The 21923-nt window shown below is 74.6% G+C and carries 19 protein-coding genes; 8 read left to right on the forward strand and 11 right to left on the reverse strand.

All coding sequences use genetic code 11. The features are described from left to right. Nucleotides 1-7: 7 nt before the first annotated feature. The gene (locus DT076_RS05450; protein ID WP_114125600.1) at nt 8-1435 is read right to left on the reverse strand and encodes an SdiA-regulated/phytase-like domain-containing protein; all 1428 of its coding nucleotides are present in this window, start codon (nt 1433-1435) and stop codon (nt 8-10) included. A 172-nt stretch (nt 1436-1607) separates the two neighbouring features. Between DT076_RS05450 and DT076_RS05455 the strand changes: the two genes are divergently transcribed. Next, the gene (locus tag DT076_RS05455) at nt 1608-2276 is read left to right on the forward strand and encodes a DUF7691 family protein (RefSeq protein WP_114125601.1); all 669 of its coding nucleotides are present in this window, start codon (nt 1608-1610) and stop codon (nt 2274-2276) included. Nucleotides 2277-2292: 16 nt separating this feature from the next. Here the strand turns inward: DT076_RS05455 and DT076_RS05460 are convergent, their stop codons facing one another. From DT076_RS05460 to DT076_RS05490, 7 genes are all read right to left on the reverse strand, one after another. Then, nucleotides 2293-2907 carry a UdgX family uracil-DNA binding protein gene (locus tag DT076_RS05460; RefSeq protein WP_114125602.1) on the reverse strand — a complete coding sequence of 205 codons (615 nt, stop codon included), beginning with the start codon at nt 2905-2907 and terminating at the stop codon, nt 2293-2295. Between the two features lie 49 nt (nt 2908-2956). Next, nucleotides 2957-6364: a pyruvate carboxylase gene (locus tag DT076_RS05465; protein WP_114125603.1), complete on the reverse strand. Its 3408-nt coding sequence runs from the start codon at nt 6362-6364 to the stop codon at nt 2957-2959. A 77-nt stretch (nt 6365-6441) separates the two neighbouring features. Then, complete coding sequence (locus tag DT076_RS05470; protein WP_114125604.1) at nt 6442-7788, reverse strand: hypothetical protein; 1347 nt, start codon at nt 7786-7788, stop codon at nt 6442-6444. Nucleotides 7789-8117: 329 nt separating this feature from the next. After that, the gene (locus tag DT076_RS05475) at nt 8118-8972 is read right to left on the reverse strand and encodes a 5-oxoprolinase subunit C family protein (protein WP_114125605.1); all 855 of its coding nucleotides are present in this window, start codon (nt 8970-8972) and stop codon (nt 8118-8120) included. Then, nucleotides 8969-9583, reverse strand: coding sequence for a 5-oxoprolinase subunit PxpB (gene pxpB / locus DT076_RS05480; RefSeq protein WP_114125606.1), 615 nt, complete (start codon nt 9581-9583; stop codon nt 8969-8971). The genes DT076_RS05475 and pxpB overlap by 4 nt, the downstream gene beginning before the upstream one ends. Nucleotides 9584-9620: 37 nt before the next feature. Continuing rightward, on the reverse strand, nt 9621-10382 hold the full coding sequence (locus DT076_RS05485; protein WP_114125607.1) for a LamB/YcsF family protein: 762 nt from the start codon (nt 10380-10382) through the stop codon (nt 9621-9623). Nucleotides 10383-10399: 17 nt separating this feature from the next. After that, nucleotides 10400-11650, reverse strand: coding sequence for an NRAMP family divalent metal transporter (locus DT076_RS05490; RefSeq protein ID WP_114125608.1), 1251 nt, complete (start codon nt 11648-11650; stop codon nt 10400-10402). A 156-nt stretch (nt 11651-11806) separates the two neighbouring features. Here DT076_RS05490 and DT076_RS05495 point away from each other — a divergent pair, with 156 nt between their 5' ends. The 6 genes from DT076_RS05495 (at nt 11807) to DT076_RS05520 (ending at nt 18613) form a co-directional block, all read left to right on the forward strand. Beyond that, a complete protein-coding gene (locus tag DT076_RS05495) occupies nt 11807-12823 on the forward strand; it encodes an LLM class flavin-dependent oxidoreductase (RefSeq protein WP_114125609.1) in 1017 nt (338 codons plus the stop codon). Nucleotides 12824-12861: 38 nt separating this feature from the next. Beyond that, nucleotides 12862-13641, forward strand: a complete 780-nt coding sequence (locus tag DT076_RS05500) for a putative hydro-lyase (RefSeq protein WP_114125610.1) — start codon at nt 12862-12864, stop codon at nt 13639-13641. Nucleotides 13642-13849: 208 nt separating this feature from the next. Further along, nucleotides 13850-14860 (forward strand): Gfo/Idh/MocA family protein, encoded by a 1011-nt coding sequence (locus DT076_RS05505; protein ID WP_114125611.1) that lies wholly within the window; start codon nt 13850-13852, stop codon nt 14858-14860. Continuing rightward, nucleotides 14857-15873 carry a Gfo/Idh/MocA family protein gene (locus DT076_RS05510; RefSeq protein ID WP_114125612.1) on the forward strand — a complete coding sequence of 339 codons (1017 nt, stop codon included), beginning with the start codon at nt 14857-14859 and terminating at the stop codon, nt 15871-15873. Before DT076_RS05505 ends, DT076_RS05510 begins: the two co-directional genes overlap by 4 nt. A 51-nt stretch (nt 15874-15924) precedes the next feature. After that, complete coding sequence (locus tag DT076_RS05515) at nt 15925-17889, forward strand: acyl-CoA dehydrogenase family protein (protein WP_114125613.1); 1965 nt, start codon at nt 15925-15927, stop codon at nt 17887-17889. A gap of 67 nt (nt 17890-17956) precedes the next feature. After that, nucleotides 17957-18613, forward strand: coding sequence for a DICT sensory domain-containing protein (locus DT076_RS05520; protein ID WP_114125614.1), 657 nt, complete (start codon nt 17957-17959; stop codon nt 18611-18613). Nucleotides 18614-18641: 28 nt separating this feature from the next. On the opposite strand, the gene DT076_RS05525 is transcribed toward DT076_RS05520, so the two are convergent. From DT076_RS05525 to DT076_RS05535, 3 genes are read right to left on the reverse strand one after another with little or no spacing between them, the layout of a single operon-like run. Further along, nucleotides 18642-19118, reverse strand: coding sequence for a nitroreductase/quinone reductase family protein (locus DT076_RS05525; RefSeq protein ID WP_114125615.1), 477 nt, complete (start codon nt 19116-19118; stop codon nt 18642-18644). A 59-nt stretch (nt 19119-19177) separates the two neighbouring features. Next, nucleotides 19178-20446: an MFS transporter gene (locus DT076_RS05530; protein ID WP_233493662.1), complete on the reverse strand. Its 1269-nt coding sequence runs from the start codon at nt 20444-20446 to the stop codon at nt 19178-19180. Continuing rightward, a complete protein-coding gene (locus DT076_RS05535; RefSeq protein ID WP_114125617.1) occupies nt 20443-20886 on the reverse strand; it encodes a MarR family winged helix-turn-helix transcriptional regulator in 444 nt (147 codons plus the stop codon). The genes DT076_RS05530 and DT076_RS05535 overlap by 4 nt, the downstream gene beginning before the upstream one ends. A gap of 369 nt (nt 20887-21255) precedes the next feature. Between DT076_RS05535 and DT076_RS05540 the strand changes: the two genes are divergently transcribed. Further along, on the forward strand, nt 21256-21777 hold the full coding sequence (locus DT076_RS05540; RefSeq protein ID WP_199538972.1) for a glyoxalase superfamily protein: 522 nt from the start codon (nt 21256-21258) through the stop codon (nt 21775-21777). The last annotated feature ends 146 nt before the right edge of the window (nt 21778-21923 follow it).

Consider the following 21923-nt stretch of genomic DNA (forward strand, 5'->3'; position numbering starts at 1 on the left):
GCCCGGGTCAGCGCCCGCGCTCCTCGTAGAGCCACTCGAGGTCGTCGCGGTCGGCCCCGGCGCCACCGGAGGTCTCCCGACCCGCCGCACCCGCGCCCTCGGACGGAGCCGGCCCGGACCCCGCCGACGCCGGCTCCGACCAGGTCACTCGTCCCGGCTGCTCCGCGGTGAGGTGGTAGTCGCCCTCCGCGCTGGTCACCGGGAACGGCGCTGGGGCGCCCGCCCCCGCGTCGGCCGGACCGGCGTCGGTCGGCCCCGCGTCGGCCGGCTCGGCGGCCGGGGCGCTCTCCTCCGGTGCGGTGTCCGGCGACGACGGTCCCGGGTCGGCCGCAGCGGCCGGGGCCCCCTCGACCCGGTCCTCGCCCACCCGCTGCGGGCGGACGGCGGACACGGGAGCCGCCGCGGCCGCGGCCGTCCCGCCGCGGGGACGCGCGAACGCGACGACCAGTCCGGCCGCCACCGCCACCAGGGCCGCCAGCCCGAGCGCCAGCAGGGTGCCGCTGCGGTCGTCCCCCTCCTCGGCGGCGGCCGGCTCCTCCTCCTCCGGCGCCGCGTCCGGGGTCGCCTCGCCCGACGGCGCCGGTTCGGCGCTCTCGGGCGGGGAGTCGTCCCCGGCCGGGACGTCCTCGGCCACCGCCTCGGGCACCGGCACCCGCAGCACCTGGGACCCCTCGCCCTCCGAGCCGATCAGCAGCCCGTCCCCGTCGAGGGCCTCGGTGATCGACTCGCCCTGCTGCTGCAGCGGCAGCGCGGCGCTCGCCTCGGTCTCGTAGTCCTCGTCCAGGACGGTGACCGACACGTAGCTGCGCACCGCGATCCGGCCGTCGGAGAGCAGGGTGGCGTCGGTGACGAAGGACGGCGCGTCGGCGACCCGCTCCAAGGTGTTGACCTGCTGGCCCGACAGCGTGCCGCTGGTGGCCCAGATGCCGCCCTCCTGCTCCTTGGTGACCAGGAGCACCCGCCCCGAGGGCAGCACCACCATCGCCTCGGCGTCGTGGGCCTCGCCGTCGGCGTACTCCAGGTCCCAGGCGTTGTAGGTGGGGGTCGTGCCCGGCTCGGGGTCGGCGACGCGGTAGACGGTGACGAACTCGCGCTCGCGGTCGTTGTCGCCGATGTCGCCGAGGTAGAGCGCCTCCGAGGTGCGCGCCACGGCCTCGACGTCGGTGACGTCGGCACGCAGGGTCAGCACCCCCTCGGTCTGACCGTCCTCGTCGAGGGCGAAGGCACGGGCCTCGTCGCCGGAGTCGTTGACGGTCCAGTAGAGGCCCTGCTGGCGGTCGGTGGCCAGACCGGAGGACTCGGTGATGTCCTCGTCGGCGATGGTGAACTCCACCTCGTCGGCCACGGCCGGCAGGGCCAGCGGCAGGCACAGCAGGGTGGCGCCCACGGCGGCCCCGATCGATCCTCCGACGCGCCGGACACTCCGCGGCACCATCACGCTCCTTCTCCGCTCCACGACCGTCTCCGCCTCACTGCCCCAGCACCGCGGCCACCACCACGATGCCGAGCAGGGCGAGCAGCACCCCGGTCACCACGAGGCGTCGGGTCCGAGGAGTCACCGGCCCAGCCTATGGTGCATCGGCGGACCAGACGGCTACGGTGCCGCCATGGGCGCGTTGCAGCTGCACGCCATCGCCGTCGAGGAGGTCCGTGCCGTCGTCGGCGCCGACGAGTCCCTCGCCGCCCGGCTCCGCGCCGTCGCCGAGGACGCCTTCCGTCCGGCGCCGGCGGTCGAGCAGCGAGGGCTGCTGTCCAAGCTCGGACCGATCTTCCGCCGGGCCCCCGGGGCGCTGGTGGTCGACCCGGCCGACCCCACCCCCGCCGACCTGGACACCCTGCTCGCCGGGCGCTACGTGCCGCCGGACCGCCAGCAGGCCACCTGGACGCTGCTGCAGCGGCTGGTCGCCGAGCTCGCCTGGGGCAGCCTCGACCTGCCGCTGGGACGCGCCGAGCGCGACGCCGTCGACTTCGACCTGGCCCGCTCCGGCACCTCCAGCGAGGTCGGGCTCGGCCGGCTGTGCAGCCACGACGCGAGGCTCGGTGTGCAGCCTCCGCCGGGCCGGTCCGCCTGCGCCCGCCCGCACGCCTTCGCCCTGGAGATGGCCGCGGCCTGGGACGCGGCGGTGCTCGGCGACGGCGACGCGCTGCGCGACTCCCCGCACCGCGACGACGTGGTCACCCTGGCGCACTGGCTGAACGGGTTCGAGCAGTGGGGACGGGTGGCCGAGCAGCAGGGACGTCCGACGCCCGGGATCGTCGTCTTCGCCAGCCGCTGACCCGCGCCGGCGGCGGTCAGCCCCGCGCGCCGGCCGCGGTGACGAGGTCGGCGACCAGGGCGTCGAAGGCCTCGGCGTAGCCCTCGCGGTCCTGCAGCCGCAGCAGCGCCGACGGGTGGGTGGTGAGCACCACCGGACGCCCGGTGTCGGTCAGCACCCGGCCCCGCTCGGCGCCGACCCGCACCGTCCGGCCCAGCACGGAGCGGCCGGCGCTGGCGCCCAGGGCGACCACCACGTCGGGGTCGACGACGTCCAGCTCGGCCGCCAGCCACGGCCGGCAGGCCACCAGGTGGCGGACGTCGGGCTTCTGGTGCAGCCGGCGCTTCCCGCGCAGCCGGTGGCGGAAGTGCTTGACCGCGTTGGTCAGGTACACCTCGGCGCGCGGCACCCCCGCGGCCTCCAGCGCGCGGTCGAGCACCCGCCCGGCCGGGCCGACGAAGGGCTCTCCCGCCCGGTCTTCCTGGTCACCGGGCTGCTCGCCGACCAGCACCAGCGAGGCCGAGGGGTCGCCGCTGGAGAAGACCACCTGGGTGGCGTCCTCCCACAGCTCGCACCCGTGGCAGTCCCGCGCCGCCCGCGCCAGCCGGGGCACGGTCGGCCGGTCGGGCACCCACTCCGAGGCGTCGCTCATGCTCGGGCTGTACCCACCGGCGAGCTCCTCCGACGCAGACCGGCCCGGGTCAGGACGGGGTGATCACCAGCACCAGGTCGCCGCCCTCGACCGACTGCACGCCGTTGAGCGCGATCCGCTCCACGGTGCCGGCCACCGGTGCGGTGATCGCGGCCTCCATCTTCATCGCCTCGATGGTGGCCACCGAGGCCCCGGCCTCGACCTGCGCCCCCTCGGCCACGCCCACGGTGACCACCCCGGCGAACGGGGCGGCGACGTGGCCGCGGTTGGCCGGGTCGGCGCGCTCGGCGGCCTTGGCCTGCACGGTGATCGAGCGGTCGCGCACCCGGACCGGGCGGAGCTGGCCGTTGAGGGTGCACATCACCGTGCGCATCCCCTTCTCGTCGGCCGAGCCGATCGCCTCCAGCCCGAGGATGAGGTTGACGCCCTTGCCCAGCGGCACCGTCGTCTCGGTCTCCGGACGCAAGCCGTAGAGGTAGTCCAGCGTGCCGAGCCGGCCGACGTCGCCGTACTCCTCGCGAGCCTTGGTGAAGTCCTTGGTGGGGCCGGGGAAGAGCAGCCGGTTGAGCGTCTGCTGGCGCTCCCGGCCGGACGTCCGCAGCGCGGCGGCGTCCTCCTCCGACAGCTCCTCCACCCGCACCGGGACGGTACGGCCCTGCAGGGCGCGGCTGCGGAACGGCTCGGGCCAGCCACCGGGCGGGTCGCCGAGCTCGCCGGAGAGGAACCCGATGACGGAGTCGGGGATGTCGTAGGACTGCGGGTTCGCGGCGAACTCGTCGGGGTCGGCGCCGGACGCCACCAGGTGCAGCGCGAGGTCGCCGACCACCTTCGACGACGGCGTCACCTTGGTCGGCCGGCCGAGGATCCGGTTGGCCGCGGCGTACATCGCCTCGACCTCCTCGAACTTGTCGGCCAGACCGAGGGCGATCGCCTGCTGGCGCAGGTTGGACAGCTGCCCGCCGGGGATCTCGTGGTCGTAGACCCGCCCGGTCGGGCTGGGCAGCCCGGACTCGAAGGGCAGGTAGACCTTGCGGACGGCCTCCCAGTACGGCTCCAGGTCCTGGACCGCGCGCAGATCGAGCTCGGTGGCCCGCTCGGTGTGGGCCATCGCCGCCACCAGCGCGGAGGCGGGCGGCTGGCTGGTGGTGGAGGCCATCGAGGCGCTGGCCACGTCCACCACGTCGACCCCGGCGTCGGCGGCCGCGAGCAGAGTCGCCAGCTGGCCGCCGGCGGTGTCGTGGGTGTGCAGGTGCACCGGCAGGTCGAAGTTCTCCCGCAGCGCGCTGACGAGCTTCTTGGCTGCCGGCGGACGCAGCAGCCCGGCCATGTCCTTGATGGCCAGCACGTGCGCGCCGGCCTCGACGCACTGCTCGGCCAGGCGCAGGTAGTAGTCGAGGGTGTAGAGGTCCTCGGCCGGGTCGGCCAGGTCGCCGGAGTAGCACAGCGCCACCTCGGCCAGCGTGGTGCCGGTGCCGCGGACGGCCTCGATCGCCGGACGCATCTGCTCGACGTCGTTGAGCGCGTCGAAGATCCGGAACACGTCGATGCCGACCTCGGCCGCCTCCTCCACGAAGGAGGTGGTCACCTGGGTCGGGTACGGGGTGTAGCCGACGGTGTTGCGGCCCCGCAGCAGCATCTGCAGGTTGATCCCGGGCATGTTGTGCCGCAGGGCGGCCAGCCGCTCCCACGGGTCCTCGTTGAGGAAGCGCAGCGCCACGTCGTAGGTGGCCCCGCCCCAGCACTCGACGGAGAACAGCTCGGGCAGCATCCGGCTGTAGAAGGGCGCGATCCGCAGCAGGTCGCGGGTGCGCACCCGGGTCGCCAGCAGCGACTGGTGGGCGTCGCGGAAGGTGGTGTCGGTGACCTGCAGGGCGGTGGCCGCGCGCACCTCGGCGGCGTAGGCCTCCGGCCCCAGCTCGAGCAGCCGCTGGCGGGAGCCGGGCGGGGACGGCTGCTGCAGGTCGACCCCGGCCGGTCGCTTGGTCACCGGGTCGAGCAGCGTCGGCGCCGGGCCGTGCGGCTGGTTGACCGTGACGTCGGCCAGCCAGCGCAGCAGCTTGGTGCCGCGGTCGCCGGGGGCGTTGGTGGTGAGCAGGCCGGGACGCTGCTCGATGAAGGCGGTGGACAGGTCGCCGGCGATGAAGTCGGGGTCGTCCAGCACCGCCTGCAGGAACGGGATGTTGGTGCTGACCCCGCGGATCCGGAACTCCGCCAGCGCCCGCCGGGCCCGGGCCACCGCAGCCTCGAAGGTGCGTCCGCGGCAGGTCAGCTTGACCAGCATCGAGTCGAAGTGGGCGCTGATCACCGCGCCGGTGTCGGCGGTGCCGCCGTCCAGCCGGACGCCCGCGCCGCCGGCGGAGCGGTAGGCGCTGATGGTGCCGGTGTCGGGGCGGAAGCCGTTGGTCGGGTCCTCGGTGGTGATCCGGCACTGCAGCGCGGCGCCGTTGATCCGCACCGTGTCCTGGCTCAGCCCCAGGTCGGCCAGCGTCTCGCCCGAGGCGATCCGCATCTGGGCCTGCACCAGGTCGACGTCGGTGATCTCCTCGGTGACGGTGTGCTCGACCTGGATCCGCGGGTTCATCTCGATGAACACGTGCTGCCCGGCCCGCTCCCCCTCGGTCTCGACGAGGAACTCCACGGTGCCGGCGCAGGAGTAGTTGAGCGAGCGGGCGAAGGTGACGGCGTCACGGCACAGCGCCTCGCGCAACGACTCCGGGATGTGCGGGGCGGGGGCGATCTCGACCACCTTCTGGTGGCGGCGCTGGATCGAGCAGTCCCGCTCGAACAGGTGCATGACGTTGCCCTGCCCGTCGGCGAGGATCTGCACCTCGATGTGGCGGGGACGTCCGACCGCCTGCTCGATGAAGCAGGTGGGGTCGCCGAAGGCGGACTCGGCCTCGCGCATCGCCGCCCGCAGGGCGTCGCGCAGCTGCTCCGGCGCGTCCACCCGGCGCATGCCGCGCCCGCCACCGCCGGCGACGGCCTTGACGAAGACCGGGAAGCCGATGTCCTCCGCGGCCGCCACCAGGGTGTCGACGTCGTCCGAGGGCGGGCAGGAGGCCAGGGTCGGGATGCCGGCCTCCCGGGCCGCGGCGAGCGCCCGCACCTTGTTGCCGGCCAGCTCCAGGACCTCCGCGGGCGGGCCGATGAAGGTCAGCCCGTTGGCGGCGCAGGCCTCGGCCAGGTCGGGGTTCTCCGAGAGGAAGCCGTAGCCGGGGTAGACGGCGTCGGCGCCGCTGCGCCTGGCCGCCTTGATGATCTCGTCGATGTCGAGGTAGGCCCGCACCGGGTGGCCCTCGGTGCCGATCTGGTAGGCCTCGTCGGCCTTGATCCGGTGGATCGCGTTGCGGTCCTCGTGCGGGAACACGGCGACCGTCCTCGCCCCCAGCTCGTAGGCGGCGCGGAACGCCCGGACGGCGATCTCTCCACGGTTGGCGACGAGAACCTTCGAGAACATGGCGCGAATCTAGCGGGCCGGACGGGTGGTCCCCGACGCTCTCCCCTGCTGGACGCACCCTCGGACGACCGTCCGGGTCACGACTGCGCGGCGCGGCCGGCGGCCTCCACCAAGGCGACGGTCTGGTCCACGACCGCCTTCCGGTCGGCCTCGAAGGCCGGGCTGGTCAGGGCGGCCGGGTCCTCGGGGTAGACCAGCGCGGAGATGTGCAGGTGACCGCCCGGCAGGTCGTCGCGGCCGACGCCGAGCCGGAGCCGGTTGGTGCGGTACATGCTCTCGTTGGACAGGTAGTTGCCGCCGGGGGCGCTGGCCGCCCGCGAGCCGGGGCTGGGGTCGGGAGCGCTGCGGATCGAGGCCGGGTCGGGGAAGGTACCCCGCGGCCACTCGGTGATGCCCGGGTTGAGCCGGACCGGCCACGGCCCGGTGCCGGCGGCGATCATCGCCTCGTACGGCAGCGTGGTCTGGATGAACTGCGGGGACGGCTGCGGCTGCGGCCACAGCGCCGCGGCCGAGATCGGTCCCCAGTTGAGCGCCCGGTTGTTGTCGGGCGAGCCGCCGCGGAACCCGCCGGCCCACTTCTCGATGTCCATCCGGCCGCGGCCGGTCTGGCTGATCGTCATGATGGTGTCGACCGACCCGGCGTGCTCGGGGTGGTCCTCGGGCACCAGCCAGGGACCGAAGGCGTCCTCGACGATGCCCTGGTCGAAGTCGCTCCAGTTCACCGGCAGCATGACCGCCTGCACGACCACCCGGCCCTGCTCGGTCTCGACCACCCGCCCGTCGAGCTGCAGCGCCGCGGCGCCCGAGGGGTTGGAGTTCCGCAGGCTGGAGTCGAGGCTGTAGGTGTCGAACCCGCTGACCAGCACCCGGGTGACGTCCTCGCCGTCGGGGAACTCGACGCTGTCGATGCCGCGGCCGGCGTAGGAGAGCTGGCGGACCAGCGCCTGGCGCTGCAGCGAGGTCAGCGGGAACGACGGCACCCACTCCCGCAGCGCCCGGGTCATCGCGGTGCGTGCCCAGTAGAGCGGTCGGTCGTCGTAGCGGTCGATGGTGCCCAGCTGCAGGCGGCCCTGGGCGCGGTCGACGGCCGTCCGCCACAGCTCGGTGCCGACGACCTGGACGGCCCGGCTGGCCTGGCGGACGTCACGGACGGTGCACAGCCGCCGCTCGAGGTCGGCGACCTGCGGCCCGAACCCGCCGGCCTCGATGAACTGGACCGAGGCGGGGACGTCCTGGCCGGGCAGCGGCTGGGTGATCCGCTGCTCCTCGACGGTCAGCGGGGCGCCCTCGGCGAAGCAGTCGCCGGCCCGCTCGGGCAGGGCCGCCGGGGCGGGCCCACCCTGCGGCAGACCGAAGGCGAGGGCGCCGAGGGAGAGGACGTTGGCGGTCAGCAGCGCGAGGGTGCCGAGTGCGGGACGGGCCATGGTTCACCTCTGGTCTCTGCCGGCGCACCGGCGCGTGGGGTGGGTGGGTCGAACCGGTTCTGTTCACGCTACTCCGCCCCGGGTGGGACGGGAACGGCTGGGGAGGCGGGGGACGTGCTGGTCATCGGAGGCCCTTCGACAGGCTCAGGGCGCTGGGGTGCGGCTCAGGGCGCTGGGGTGCGGCCCAGGGCGCTGGGGTGCGGCCCAGGGCGCTGGGGTGCGGCTCAGGGCGCTGGGGTGCGGCTCAGGGCGCTGGGGTGCGGCTCAGGGAGAGCTCGGGGCCGACCACAGCGCGCTGAGCCTGTCGAAGCGCGGGAGACCGGACTGGCTCAGGACGCAGCGGGGCGGTCGGTGAAGCGGAGGGTCTGGCCGGGGCGCAGCTGGGCGCAGCGGTCGACGTCGGGGTCGGCGACGTAGCCCACCACCGGGTAGCCGCCGGTGACCGGGTGGTCGGCGAGGAAGAGCACCGGGACACCCGACGGCGGGATCTGCAGCGCCCCGCGCACCATCCCCTCGCTGGACAGCTCGCCGGTCCGCAGCCGCTCCAGCGGCTCCCCCTCCAGCCGGACGCCGACCCGGTTGCTCTCGCTGCTGACCCGGTAGTCCTGGCCGGTCAGCAGCTGCCAGGCGTCGTCGGCGAACCAGTCGCGCCGCGGCCCGGGCAGCACCCGCACCGTCACCGTGCCGGCCGGCGGGTCGGGCACCGGGGCGAGGTCGACCCCGGGCAGCGGCTCGACCGGCTCGCCCACCGGCAGCCGGTCACCGGCGCGCAGCGGCGGCGGGCCGAGACCGGAGAGCAGGTCGGTGGAGCGTGAGCCGAGCACCGGCTCGACGGCCACCCCGCCGCGGACCGCGAGGTAGCTGCGCAGCCCGCTGACCGGGGTCGCCAGCCGCAGGGTCTCCCCCGCGTGCAGCCGCACCGGGGCGCCGTGGTCGGTGCCCGGGCAGCGGGCGCCGGTGAGGGTCACCCAGACGTCGTCCACCGCGCGCAGCACCAGCCCGCCGAAGGTGACCTCCAGCGTGGCGGCGTCCTCGGGGTTGCCGACCAGCCGGTTGGCGAGCCGGTGCGCGGCCCGGTCGCAGGCACCGGAGCGTCCGATGCCGAGCGAGCCCTGGCCGGTGCGGCCGGCGTCCTGGACGGTGGTCAGCGGCCCGGGCTCGAGCACCTCCAGCCAGCGGGTCACGCCGGCACCTCCCGGAACCGGACCCGGGTGCCCGGGGTGAGCAGGGCGGCCGGGTCGCGGTCGAGGTCGAACACCGCCAGCTCGGTGCGGCCGAGCAGCTGCCAGCCGCCGGGGCTGTCGCGGGGGTAGACGCCGCTGAACTCCCCGGCCAGCGCCACCGACCCGGCCGGCACCCGGGTGCGCGGCGAGGAGCGGCGCGGCACCTTCCAGTCCCCGTCGGCGGCGGTCAGGTAGCCGAAGCCCGGGGCGAAACCGCAGAAGGCGACCGTCCACTCGGTGCCGGTGTGGCGGCGCACCACCTCGGCGGCGCCGCAGCCGAGCAGCCCGGCGACGTCGTCGAGGTCCTCGCCGTCGTAGACGACCGGGATCTCCACCAGCGCGCCGTCGGCCCGTCCGGCCGGACGCGGCTCGGTGCCCCGCACCCAGCGCTCGACGGCGTCCAGGGTGGTGCGGGCCGGGTCGGTGACCACCAGCACGGTGCGCCCGGCCGGCACCAGGTCGACCACGCCGTCGGCGGGCTGGTCGCTGAGCGCGGTGTAGAGCGCGAGCACCTCGGCGAGGTCGTCCAGCTCGACCAGCAGCGCGGTGCTGCCGCTGGGCAGCACCCTCACGCCGGCGCCCCGTCCGGTCGGTGGCGTGGCGAGCCGGTCACGGCGCGAACGGGGCCAGCTCGACCCCGGCGGCGGTCAGCCGGTCGCGCACGGTGCGTGCGATCTCGACCGCACCCGGGGTGTCGCCGTGCACGCAGATCGAGGCCGGCCGCAGCACCAGCTGCCCGCCCTCGACGTCGGTGACCGGCTCCCCGGTGGCCATCGCCACGCAGCGGGCGGCGATCTCCTCGGCGTCGTGCAGCACCGCCCCCGGCAGCCGGCGCGAGACCAGCGTCCCCTCCGGCGTGTAGGCCCGGTCGGCGAACGCCTCGTGCACCACGGTCAGCCCGGCCTCGCCCGCGAGCCGCAGCCAGGCCGAGCCGGGCAGCCCGAGCACCGGCAGGGAGGCGTCGTAGTCGACCACCGCGCGCACCACGGCGGCGGCCTGCTCCTCGTGGTGGACGATCGTGTTGTAGAGCGCCCCGTGCGGCTTGACGTAGCGGACCCGCGAACCGGCCACCCGGGCGAACCCGTCGAGGGCGCCGAGCTGGTAGAGCACGTCGGCCCGCAGCGCGTCCGGCTCGACGTCGATGAAGCGGCGCCCGAAGCCCGGCAGGTCGCGGTAGCCGACCTGGGCGCCGATCGCGACGTCGCTCTGCACGGCCCGCTCGCACACCCGGGCCATGATCAGCGGGTCGCTGGCGTGGAAGCCGCAGGCCACGTTGGCGCTGGTGACGACGTCCAGCAGGGCGTCGTCGTCGCCCAGCGTCCAGTGGCCGAAGCCCTCGCCCAGGTCGGAGTTGAGGTCGACGGTGCTCATGAGGTGATCCTCCCAGGTCAGCTGAACAGCGCGATGGCCGGTCGCACGGAGTTGACCGCCAGGTAGAGGGTCAGCAGCCAGGCCGCCGACCCGATGAGCAGCAGCCAGCGCGGGTAGCGGTAGCCGCCCAGCAGGTCGCGGCGGAACCAGCCGACGAAGAGCAGCACACCGATGCCGACCGGCAGCAGGATCCCGTTGAAGGCTCCGGCGAAGACCAGCAGCGTGCTCGGGGCCGTCCCGATCAGCACGTAGACCAGGGTGGTGACCGCGATGAAGCCGACCACCAGCCACGTGCGGGTGCGCTGGCTCACCGTGCTCTTCGTGACGAAGGTGACCGTGGTGTAGGAGGCGCCGATGACGCTGGTGATCGCCGCTGCCCACAGCACCACCCCGAACACCCGCAGCCCCACCTGACCGGCCGCGGCCTGGAACGCCGAGGCGGCCTGGCTGGCCGGGTCGAGCTGGGCGCCGGTGGAGACCACGCCCAGGATCGCCAGGAACAGCACCACCCGCATCACCCCGGTGATGATGATGCCGGTGACCGAGCCGCGGGTGATCGCGCGGATGTTCTCCTCACCGGTCACCCCGGAGTCGAGCAGCCGGTGCGCGCCGGCGTAGACGATGTAGCCGCCGATGGTGCCGCCGATCAGGGTGGTGATGGCGAGGATGCTGACCTGCTCGGGCAGCACGGCGTTGACCAGCGCGCGACCGACCGGCGGCTGGGAGACGATCGCGACGTAGAGGGTCAGCACGATCATCACCAGACCGAGCACCACCACGATCCGGTCCATCGCCACCCCGGCCCGCCGGCTGACGAAGATGCCGATCGCCACCAGCGCCGAGAGCGCACCGCCGATCCGCGGGTCCAGCCCGAGCAGGGCGTCCAGGCCCAGCCCGGCGCCGCTGACGTTGCCGACGTTGAAGACCAGCCCGCCGATGCCGAGCAGCGCGGCCATCACCCAGCCCAGGCCGGGCAGCACCAGGTTGCCCAGCTCCTGCGCACGGCGGCCGGAGACGCCGATCACCCGCCACACGTTCAGCTGCAGCGCGATGTCGACGAGGATCGAGACGAGGATGGCGAAGGAGAACGCCACCCCGAGCTGGACGGTGAAGGAGGTCGTCTGGGTGATGAAACCCGGACCGATCGCCGAGGTCGCCATCAGGAACATGGCGCCGACCAGCGTGGAGCGGGTGCCGGCCCGCATCGTCGAGGCGACCGGGGACGGCGTCTCGGAGGGTCCGGGGTCGGTGCTTCGAGGATCGGACATCGCTGCTCCTGCTCAGGTGGTCCTGGTGCGGCGGTCGCGTGCCCAGGAGGCCTCAAACTAGGACCCCGACGACGGCCGGGCAACGGTGCCTCCCCGCCGTCTCGGCCCCGCGGGGGCGTCACCGCACCGCAACACGGCGGTGGCAGGCTGGGCGCCATGTCGCCTGCCGCCTCCTCCCGTCTCGAGGTCGGGATCCGCATCCCCCTCGGCGCCCCGCTGCCCGAGCTGGCCGCCTTCGCGGCGGAGGCCGAGCAGGCCGGGCTGGACGGCGTCGGCGTCCCCGACCACCACCACACCGGCCGGGACGCGTTCATGGCGCTGGCGGCGATGGCCGGACGCACCGAGCGGGTGCGGCTGTTCCCGGCCACCTCCAACGTGGTCACCCGCCACCCGCTGGTGCTGGCCGCGCTGACCTCCTCGGTGGACGAGCTGGCCCCCGGCCGCGCCGAGCTCACCGTCGCCCCCGGCTTCCTGTCGGTGGAGAAGGCCGGCGAGCCGCGGGCCCGCCGGGAGCGGCTGCGCCAGGTGGTGCTGGCGCTGCGCGGGCTGCTCGGCGAGGGCCGGGCCGAGCTGGACGGCCACCCGCTGGAGCTGTTCAACCGGCCGGCCGGCGGCAGCCGGGTGACCGTGCTGGCCTCCGGCCCGCGGCTGCTCGAGCTGGCCGGGGAGGTGGCCGACGGCGTCCTGATGCTGGTCGGGCTGCACCCGGAGTCGGTGGCCGCCGCCCGCGAGCACGTCGCCATCGGGGCACGGCGCGCCGGACGCGACCCGGCCGAGATCGAGGAGACGCTGATCGTGCCCTTCGGCGTCGGGGACGCCGCCGGGGCCCGGGCCTGGATCCAGGGCTGGTTCCGCCCCGGCCAGCCGTGGCTGCGCTACCCCAGCGCGTCCAACCTGCGCTGGCTCGGGCACGCCGGCATCACCCTGGACCCCGACTACCACCCCGACGACGTCGACGACGCCACCGCCGACCGGGTGGCCGACGCGTTCGGGCTGTTCGGCTCGGCCGAGGCCTGCGCCGAGCGGCTGCTGCGGGCCCGGGAGGAGACCGGGCTGTCGCGGGCGTTCCTGTTCCCGGCCCACAGCTGGGACACCACCTACCACCTGCCGCGGGCGGAGGTGCGGGCCTTCGGCGAGGTCGTCGGACCCGCGCTGCGCGCCGCCGGCTGCTGACCGGCGTCCGGCCGGCGAGCACGACCCGAGGAGGAGCCATGAGCACCACCACCACCGCGGGCGAGGCCCGCGCGCGCTACCGCGACGGCCTCGTCGCCCCGACCAGCGGGGCCGCCCGCGGCCACACCCAGGCGAACCTGGTGGTGCTGCCGGCCGACTGGGCCTTCGACATGCTGCTGTTCGGCCAGCGCAACCCCCGCCCGGTGCCGCTGCTCGACGTCACCGACCCGGGCGCCACCAGCACCGTGCTGGCTCCCGGCTCCGACCTGCGCACCGACCTGCCGCGCTACCGGGTGTGGCGCGACGGCGAGCTGGTGGACGAGCCGACCGACGTCACCGACCTGTGGCGCGACGACCTGGTCTCCTTCCTCATCGGCTGCAGCTTCAGCTTCGAGCGGGCGCTGCTGGAGGCCGGCGTCCCGGTCCGCAACATCGAGCAGGGGCGCAACGTCTCGATGTACCGCACCAACCGCGACTGCCGTCCCGCCGGACGGCTGTCCGGGCCGCTGGTCGTCTCGATGCGCCCGGTGCCGGCGGCGCTGGTGCCGCTGGCGGTGCAGGTGACCGCCCGGATGCCGCAGGTGCACGGCGCACCGGTGCACGTGGGCTCGCCGGAGTCGCTCGGCATCGACGACCTGGACGCCCCCGACTACGGCGAGGCGGTGCAGGCCGCACCCGGCGACGTCCCGGTGTTCTGGGCCTGCGGGGTCACCCCGCAGGCGGCGCTGATGGCCTCCCGCCCGCCGTTCGCCATCACCCACGCCCCCGGCCACATGTTCATCACCGACGCCACCGACGCCGACTACCGCGAGCCCTGAGCGCAGTCGCTAGGGTCGGGCGGAGCCCAGCCGAGACGTCGACGCACCGCTCCGACGTCCCGGCAGGATCCGGTGGGTGTCGACCAGGAGGTCACGTGCGACGACGGTCCTCCCTCGGCGTCCCGGGGCGCCAGGCCCCGGTGCACCGGCAGCCAGGGCCGACCGGCCCGTCCCGGAGGAACCCACGACCCCGCACCGAGGAGAGCACATGACCCAGACCGTGGCCCTGATCGGGGCCGGAGGCATCGCGCAGGCCCACCTGCCGGCCTGGCTGGCGCTGGGCGCCCGGGTGCGGGTGCACTCGCTGGCCGGCGCGCCGGAGCTGGTCGCGCGGCACGGCGACGGCACGGTCGCCGGCTCGCTCGAGGAGGCCCTGGACGGTGCCGACGTGGTCGACGTCTGCACCCCCACCCCGACCCACCCCAGGCTCGTCGCCCAGGCGGCCGGGCGGGGCGCCTCGGTGCTGTGCGAGAAGCCGCTGGCGCTGACCGTGGCCGAGGCGGCCGGGATGATCCGGGTCTGCCGCGAGGCCGGCGTCCAGCTCTACCCGGGGCACGTCGTGCGCTTCTTCCCCGAGTACGCCACCATGCACCGCGCGGTCGAGTCCGGCACCATCGGCCCGGTGGCGGTGCAGCGGTTCACCCGCGCCGGCAGCCGGCCGCGGGCGGACTGGTTCGCCGACCCGGCCCTCAGCGGCGGGATCGTGCTCGACCAGATGATCCACGACCTCGACTTCGCGGTCTGGAACGCCGGCCCGGTCCGCGACGTCTTCGCCCGCCGGGCCAGCACCCCCGACACGGACGGGCGCCGCGGGGTGGTCAGCGCCCAGGTGGTGCTCACCCACCGCTCGGGCACGCTCAGCTACGTCACCGGCACCTGGGCCGCCCCCGGCACCACCTTCCGCACCAGCTTCGAGGTGGTGGGCACCGAGGGCCTGCTCACCCACGACTCCGCCGCCGCCCCGCCGGTCCGGGTCGACGGAGGTGGGGGCGCGGCCGGCACCGGTCTGCTGCCGGCCACCGTGTCGGGTGAGAGCCCCTACCTGACCGAGATCCGCGAGATCGCCGCCGCCTTCGCCGGCGGTCCGGCACCCCGGGTCAGCGCCGCGGACGGGCTGGTCGCCGTCCAGCTGGCGACCGCCGCCAACGAGTCCCTGCGCACCGGTGCCCCGGTCGCCGTCGAGCCGCTGCCCGAGGATCTGCTGGAGGTCACCGCATGAAGATCGGCATCCTGTCCTTCGCCCACCTGCACGCCGTCTCCTACGCCGCCGCGCTGCTGGCCCACCCCGACGTGGACCAGGTGGTGGCCAGCGACCCCGACCACACCCGCCGTCCGGCCGGTGAGCCCGGTGGTCCGACGATGGCGGCCGAGCTGGGCGTGGACTACCTCGAGGACGTCGACGCGGTGCTCGCCAGCGGGGTGGACGGCGTGGTCGTCTGCTCGGAGAACGCCCGCCACCGCGAGCTGGTCGAGAAGGCCGCGGCCGCGGGCGTCCACGTGCTGTGCGAGAAGCCGCTGGCCACCAGCGTGGCCGACGGCGAGGCGATGGTGGCGGCCTGCCGCAGCGCCGGGGTGCACCTGATGGTCGCCTACCCGGTGCGCTTCTCCACCGCCTTCGCCGCGCTCCGCGAGACGCTGGCCTCCGGCTCGGTGGGTGAGGTCTGCGCGGTCACCGGCACCAACAACGGCAAGCTGCCGACCGGCAAGCGGGCCTGGTTCACCGACCCCGAGCTCTCCGGCGGCGGCGCGCTCGTCGACCACACCGTGCACGTCGCCGACCTGCTGGACGCCCTGCTGGACGGCGCCCCGGTGCGCAGCGTCTACGCCCGCACCAACACCCTGCTGCACCCCGACCAGGACCCGGTGGAGACCGCCGGGCTGGTGTCGCTGGAGTACCCCGGGCCGGTGGTCGCCACCATCGACTGCAGCTGGTCCAAGCCGCCGAGCTACCCGACCTGGGGCGGGCTCACCCTCGACCTGGTCGGCAGCGAGGGCATGGTCTCGATGGACGCCTTCGGCCAGCGGGTGGACGGCTTCTCCGAACGGACCGGGCGTCCGCTGTGGCTGCCCTACGGCAGCGACTCCGATGCCGCGCTGGTGGCGGAGTTCCTCGACGGCATCCGCACCGGACGTGCCCCGCAGCCGGACGGCGAGGCCGGGTTGCGGTCGCTGCGGGTGGTCGCCGCCGCCCAGGAGTCGGCCCGCACCGGCACGGTGGTCACCCTCGACTGATCCGCCGGCTGCCCTTGCCAGCGCTAAGTTACTGGTGAGTAGCATAGGGTCATGAGTGAGGTCATCGACGTCCCGCAGCTCTCGGCAGCCGAGCCCGAGCACCGTGGCGGGGTGGACCCGCAGACGCTGACGGCTGTCCTCGACGGCCGCTGGGCCGCCGTCCGGCAGCGCTCGCGCGCCTTCGAGCTGCCGCGCGACGAGCCGCCGTCCTACGACCTGGGCACCGAGGAGCACCGGGCCCGGGTCACCGCCCGGCTGCACCAGTTCGGCGCCTCCGGGATGCCGCAGACCGCCTTCCCGCCCTCGGTCGGCGGGCGGGGCGACATCGGGGCGGGTCAGATCACCATGGAGATGCTCGGCTACCGCGACCTGTCGCTGATGGTCAAGGCGGGCGTGCAGTGGGGGCTGTTCGCCGGCGCGATCACCGCCCTCGGCACCGAGCACCACCACCGCACCTACCTGCGGCGCGCCATCGACCTCGACCTGATGGGCTGCTTCGCGATGACCGAGGTCGGGCACGGCTCCGACGTCCAGTCGATCGAGACCACCGCGACCTACGACCCGCAGACCCAGACCTTCGACATCCACTCCCCCACCCCGACCGCCCGCAAGGAGTACATCGGCAACGCCGCCCGTGACGGCGAGCTGGCCGTCGTCTTCGCCCAGCTGCACACCGGCGGCCGGGCGCACGGGGTGCACGCGCTGCTGGTGCCGATCCGCACCCCCGACGGCCGGACCGCGCCCGGGGTCACCATCGGCGACTGCGGCCGCAAGGCCGGGCTGAACGGCGTCGACAACGGCCGGCTCACCTTCGACCACGTGCGGGTGCCGCGGGAGGCGCTGCTGGACCGCTACGGCCAGGTCGCCGCCGACGGCACCTACACCAGCCCGGTGCAGAGCCCGACCCGCCGCTTCTTCACCATGCTCGGCACGCTCGTGCGGGGACGGGTCAGCGTCAGCGGGGCCGCCCAGAACGCCACCAAGCACGCGCTGACGATCGCGGTCCGCCACGCGCTGCAGCGCCGTCAGTTCACCGGCCCCGACGACGGCGAGGAGGTGCTGCTGGCCGACTACCGCGCCCACCAGCGCCGGCTGCTGCCCGCACTAGCCACCACCTACGCGCTCTCCTTCGCCCAGAACGAGCTGACCAGCACCATGCACGACCTGCTCACCGGCGAGGGCCAGCCCGACCCGCGGGCCCAGCGCGAGCTGGAGTCGCGGGCCGCCGGGCTGAAGGCGGTCTCCACCTGGCACGCCACGGCCACCATCCAGGCCTGCCGCGAGGCCTGCGGGGGCGCGGGCTACCTGGCCGAGAACACGCTGCCCCAGCTCAAGGCCGACACCGACGTGTTCACCACCTTCGAGGGCGACAACACGGTGCTGCTGCAGCTGGTCGGCAAGGGCCTGCTGACCCGCTACTCGGCGCAGTTCGAGGGCCTGGACTGGCGCGGGATGGCCCGCTTCGCCGCCGAGAACGCCGTCGGCGTGGCGATCGAGCGGACCGTCGCCCGCAGCGTGTTCGAGCGGCTGGGCAGCCGCGGCCGGCGCGAGGGCGGCGTCCGCGACCGGCGCTGGCAGCTGGAGCTGCTGGAGGACCGCGAGCGCCACCTGGTGGAGACCGCGGCGGTCCGGCTGCGGCGCGGGCGGGCCGACGGCCGCGGCCCCTTCGCCGCCTTCAACGACGTCCAGCCGCACCTGCTGGAGGCCGCCCGCGCCCACGTGGACCGGGTGCTGCTGGAGGCGTTCCTGGCCGGCATCGACGGGTGCACCGACCCGGCCTGCGCCGCGCTGCTGGAGAGCGTCTGCGACCTGCACGTGCTGTCGCGCGTGGAGGCCGACCGCGGCTGGTACCTGGAGCACAACCGGATCAGCGCCGCCCGCGCCAAGGAGGTCACCCGGGCCGTCGACGCGCTGTGCGAGGAGCTGCGGCCCCACCTGGCGACCCTGGTCGACGGCTTCGGCATCCCCGACGCCTGGGTGGAGGCCACCATCGCCCAGCCGGTGCGGCCCGGCTGAAGCAGAGGCGCTGCGGGCAGTAGGGTCACCGGGACCAGACCCGTCCGTTGAGTGAGGTAGACCCAGCATGACGACGACCGCAGCGCAGACCTCCGAACGGGTCGACTCGGTGTTCGAGCACGTGACCGAGCTGTTCCCCGCCGAGGAGGTGCACCGCCTCGGCAAGCCCACCCTGCTCGGGCTGTCCTGGGCCATCGAGGACGAGTTCGCCGCCCGCGCCGAGCGGCCGGTGCTGTTCGGCGCGTTCCAGACCACCCGCTACTACGAGGCCTCCCGGGCGCGCTGGATCGAGCTGGCCCGGGTGGCCGAGCACGCCGCCGCCCTGGCCGACTTCGGCGGAGCCCCGGCCGACGCGGAGGAGCAGTCCGCGGGGCTCGCGCGGGTGGACGTCCCCGCCGGCAGCCCGATGACCCGGGAGTGGATCGTGGTGTGCGACTCCGCCGAGCTGCCCGCCGCCCTGCTGGCCCGCGAGCTGCCGGGGCAGTCGCCGGTCGCCGAGGAGCGCCGGCTGTTCGAGGCGCTGTGGACCACCGAACCCGACGTGGTGCGCGCGGCCTCCCGGGCCTGCGCCCTGCAGGCCGCGGCCGCGGGCCACCCGGAGGCTGGCTTCTGGCTCTACCACCTGGCCGAGCAGCCCCGGCCCAGCATCGTGGCGCCCGAGGCGGCGTCCCGGCTGTTCAACCGGGTCGTGGTGCACCTGGACGCCGCCAGCCGGACGCGCTGACCGCGGCGTCGCCGGTGGTACCGGGGGCTCAGGTGTCCGAGGGCGCACGCGGTGCGAGGACGACCACCGCCGTCCCACCCGGACGGCGGGCCGCGTAGTCGTCCAGCTTCTCGTCGAGCTCGCGCCAGCGGGCCCACAGCCGCTCCCGCTCGGCACCGGTGGCCGCGTGCGCCCGCACGCGCCGCGTGCCGTCGACGAGCTCGACGACGGCGTCCTGGTTGGCGAGCAGGTTGAGCCACCAGGCCGGCTCCCCTTCCGACCAGCCGTTCATGGCCAGCGTGACGAGGTCGGGCCCGTCCTCGAGGTAGGCCAGCAGCACGCGCCGCTGCTGCCCGCTGCGCCGACCGGTGGAGACGAGGCAGAGGTAGCCCTCCCGTCCGGGTCCGGCGCGCCGGAGCCCGCGGCGTCCGCCGCTGCCGGCGTAGATCCGTCGGTGCACACGCCAGGCCAGCCGGACGAACCAGCGCGGTGGGACGAAGACCCGGGACGGGTCGGCGGTGGTCACGTGGACGACCCTAGGCCCGGGCGGGCGCCCCCGCACCGGGTGCCGACGAGGACCAGGGATCAGTCGGGGTGGGTGCGTGGGCGCGGCCGGGCCAGCCACCCGGCGGGGTCGGTCAGCCGGGGCAGCTCGATGTGGCGCAACCGGGTGTAGACCGCGACACTGACGAGCACCCCGACCACGACGCCCAGCCCCCCGCCGATGAGCGTCCAGCGTGGGCCGAACAGCTCACCCACCCAGCCGAGCACCGGGGCGCCGACCGGGGTGCCGCCCATCAGCACCATCGAGTACAGGGCCATCACCCGGCCCCGGACGCGGGGGTCGCTGCCCATCTGGACCGTGGCGTTGGCGGCGGTGAGGGTGAGCAGTGAGCAGAGACCGACCACCGGCAGGAAGGCGGCGAAGCTGAGGTAGCCCGGCATCAGCCCCGAGGCCACCTCGACGACGCCGAACAGGACGGAGAACCCGAGCACCGTCCGCAGCCGCGGCGCGCTCGTGCGGCGGGCCGCCAGCAGCGCGCCGAGGAGCGAGCCGACCGCCATGCAGGAGCCCAGGATGCCGTAGGCCTCCGCGCTCTTGTGGAACTCCTGCTGGGCCATCAGCGCCGAGGTCATCTGGAAGTTCAGCCCGAAGGTGCCGACGCAGAACACCGTGCAGAGCACCAGGACGAGGTCGGGACGTCCGCGCAGGTAGCTCAGCCCCTCGCGGAGCTGGCCGCGGACCCGGGTGCTGCGCTCGGTCGGCGTGAGCCGCGAGCCGTCCATCGCCGACAGCGCCACCAGGAAGGCGATGTAGGTGACGGCGTTGGACAGGATCGCCCAGCCCGACCCGAAGGCGTGGATGACGAGACCAGCCAGCGCCGGTCCGACGATGCGGGCGGTGTGGAAGCTGGCGGCATTGAGGCCGATGGCGTTGGGGATGAGGTCGCCGGGGACCATCTCGCTGACGAAGGACTGCCGGGCGGGCATGTCGAGCGCCGAGCCGATCCCGAACAGCAGGGCCAGCGCGTAGACCATCTCGGTCCGGGCCACCCCGGTGATGGCCAGCAGCCCCAGGGTCAACGCGCACAGCGCCATCCAGGTCTGGGAGAAGCGCAGCACCGTCCGCTTGTCGAAGCGGTCGGCGATGACGCCGCCGTAGGGGGTGACCAGCAGGGTGGGCAGGAACTGCAGGGCGGTGGTGACGCCGACGGCCAGCGCCGAGCCGCCGGAGAGCTCGAGCACCAGCCAGTCCTGGGCCACCCGCTGCATCCAGGTGCCGACGTTGGAGACCAGCGCACCGGACTGGTAGACGCGGTAGTTGCGCTCCCGGAGGGCGGCGAACATGCTCATGCGTCGGCCAGCTTCAGCAGCACGGGGGCGGCCTCGGCCAGCACCCGGCGCTCCTCGGGGCTCAGCTCGGCCAGCCGTTTGACCAGCCAGCGGTCCCGGCGCCGCCGGTCGGCCAGCACGATCCCGCGGCCGCGCTCGGTGGTGGCGACCACGCTGCGGCGGCCGTCCTCGGGGTCGGCGGTCCGCTCGGCCAGGCCGAGGGACTCCAGCGCCTTCACGGTGCGGGTGATCGCGGGCGGCTGGACCTTCTCCACCTCGGCGAGGTCGCCGACGGTGCTGGGACCGAGCTTGACCAGGACGCCGAGCAGGGAGAGCTGGTTGGCGGTCAGACCGAGGTTCTCCTCGTGCATCTGGCGGAGTCGTCGCCCGAGCCGCATCACGCTGCGACGGAGGTCCTGGGCGAGGCGGGTGGAGGCGGGGGCGCGATCGACGGTCGACATCGTTAACGATGTTAATCTTTAACGTGGTTAACGACAAGGGTGGCCGCCGACCCGTGAGGTGTGCCTCGACCGGGCGCCGCTCGGGCTTCTGCGGCGCTGCGAGCGCTGAGCGGTGCGCCGAGTGGGCACCCCTCAGGCTGGTGCGACACGGCGCCGTCGGGCCCGGCCGGCACCTATCCCGCCGACGGGGTCTGGCGCGGGTCGGGCGGAGGTCGTAGCGTGAGGGCCGGGTCGACGCCCCTGCCGCTCGCAGCCCTTCCCGGGCACGGTGAATGCGTCGTTCAGTGCAGCGAGGACCACGTGCCCCTTCCCGAGCACCGCCTGGCAACGCGAGCACCAGGACAGCCCGCTCGAGGAGACGGAGCACCCGTGATCCCCTTCACCGCCGACGAGGCCAAGTCGATGGCGCGCGCCCTACGGGCGGCACTGCCACCCGGCCACGACCTGACCCACGGCCAGAGCCTGGACCTGCTGTCCCGTGCCCTCGGGCACCAGGACTGGAACCACCTCTCGGCGCGCTACCAGCAGCCCGGCAGCGGTCCGGCGACGCCGGTGCTGCGCGTCTACGACGTCGCCCTCGCCCGGGCGTTCTACCTCGACACCCTGGGCTTCTCCCTCGACCTCGAGCACCGGTTCGAGCCCGGGATGCCCGCCTTCCTCGGCATCAGCCGGGACGAGACCAGGCTCGCCCTCAGCGAGCACCACGGCGACGGCACCCCCGGCACGGTGGTGTGGATCCCGGTCCGGGGCCTGGACGCCTACCGCTCGCAGGTCCTCGCCGCCGCCGACGGTCGGCTCCGCCCGGGCATCGACCGCTCCGCCCCCGGCGGACCCACCATGACCGTCACCGACCCCTTCGGCAACGAGCTCCGCTTCTGCCAACCCAGCTGAGCCGGTCGCCGGAACACCCGTGACCATCCCTGCATGATCGGCTCCCGCCCTTCGACAGGCTCAGGGCGCTGTGGGTGCGTGAGCGGTCGGGTGCGCGGGACGCCTCCCCGTGACGAGGTCCGGCCTCGTGGGAGGCAGATCGCGAC

Source organism: Desertihabitans brevis (genome assembly GCF_003327535.1).
Lineage (GTDB): Bacteria > Actinomycetota > Actinomycetes > Propionibacteriales > Propionibacteriaceae > Desertihabitans > Desertihabitans brevis.

What these genes read in the sequence shown, in the direction of transcription:
- DT076_RS05460 (WP_114125602.1), bottom strand. Translation starts at nt 2,907, where the DNA reads ATGAGCGACGCCTCGGAGTGGGTGCCCGACCGGCCGACCGTGCCCCGG.
- DT076_RS05500 (WP_114125610.1), top strand. Translation starts at nt 12,862, where the DNA reads ATGAGCACCACCACCACCGCGGGCGAGGCCCGCGCGCGCTACCGCGAC.
- DT076_RS05520 (WP_114125614.1), top strand. Translation starts at nt 17,957, where the DNA reads ATGACGACGACCGCAGCGCAGACCTCCGAACGGGTCGACTCGGTGTTC.
- DT076_RS05455 (WP_114125601.1), top strand. Translation starts at nt 1,608, where the DNA reads ATGGGCGCGTTGCAGCTGCACGCCATCGCCGTCGAGGAGGTCCGTGCC.
- DT076_RS05470 (WP_114125604.1), bottom strand. Translation starts at nt 7,788, where the DNA reads ATGGCCCGTCCCGCACTCGGCACCCTCGCGCTGCTGACCGCCAACGTC.
- DT076_RS05465 (WP_114125603.1), bottom strand. Translation starts at nt 6,364, where the DNA reads ATGTTCTCGAAGGTTCTCGTCGCCAACCGTGGAGAGATCGCCGTCCGG.
- DT076_RS05485 (WP_114125607.1), bottom strand. Translation starts at nt 10,382, where the DNA reads ATGAGCACCGTCGACCTCAACTCCGACCTGGGCGAGGGCTTCGGCCAC.
- DT076_RS05515 (WP_114125613.1), top strand. Translation starts at nt 15,925, where the DNA reads ATGAGTGAGGTCATCGACGTCCCGCAGCTCTCGGCAGCCGAGCCCGAG.
- DT076_RS05450 (WP_114125600.1), bottom strand. Translation starts at nt 1,435, where the DNA reads ATGGTGCCGCGGAGTGTCCGGCGCGTCGGAGGATCGATCGGGGCCGCC.
- DT076_RS05495 (WP_114125609.1), top strand. Translation starts at nt 11,807, where the DNA reads ATGTCGCCTGCCGCCTCCTCCCGTCTCGAGGTCGGGATCCGCATCCCC.
- DT076_RS05510 (WP_114125612.1), top strand. Translation starts at nt 14,857, where the DNA reads ATGAAGATCGGCATCCTGTCCTTCGCCCACCTGCACGCCGTCTCCTAC.
- DT076_RS05490 (WP_114125608.1), bottom strand. Translation starts at nt 11,650, where the DNA reads ATGTCCGATCCTCGAAGCACCGACCCCGGACCCTCCGAGACGCCGTCC.
- DT076_RS05530 (WP_233493662.1), bottom strand. Translation starts at nt 20,446, where the DNA reads ATGAGCATGTTCGCCGCCCTCCGGGAGCGCAACTACCGCGTCTACCAG.
- DT076_RS05505 (WP_114125611.1), top strand. Translation starts at nt 13,850, where the DNA reads ATGACCCAGACCGTGGCCCTGATCGGGGCCGGAGGCATCGCGCAGGCC.
- DT076_RS05535 (WP_114125617.1), bottom strand. Translation starts at nt 20,886, where the DNA reads ATGTCGACCGTCGATCGCGCCCCCGCCTCCACCCGCCTCGCCCAGGAC.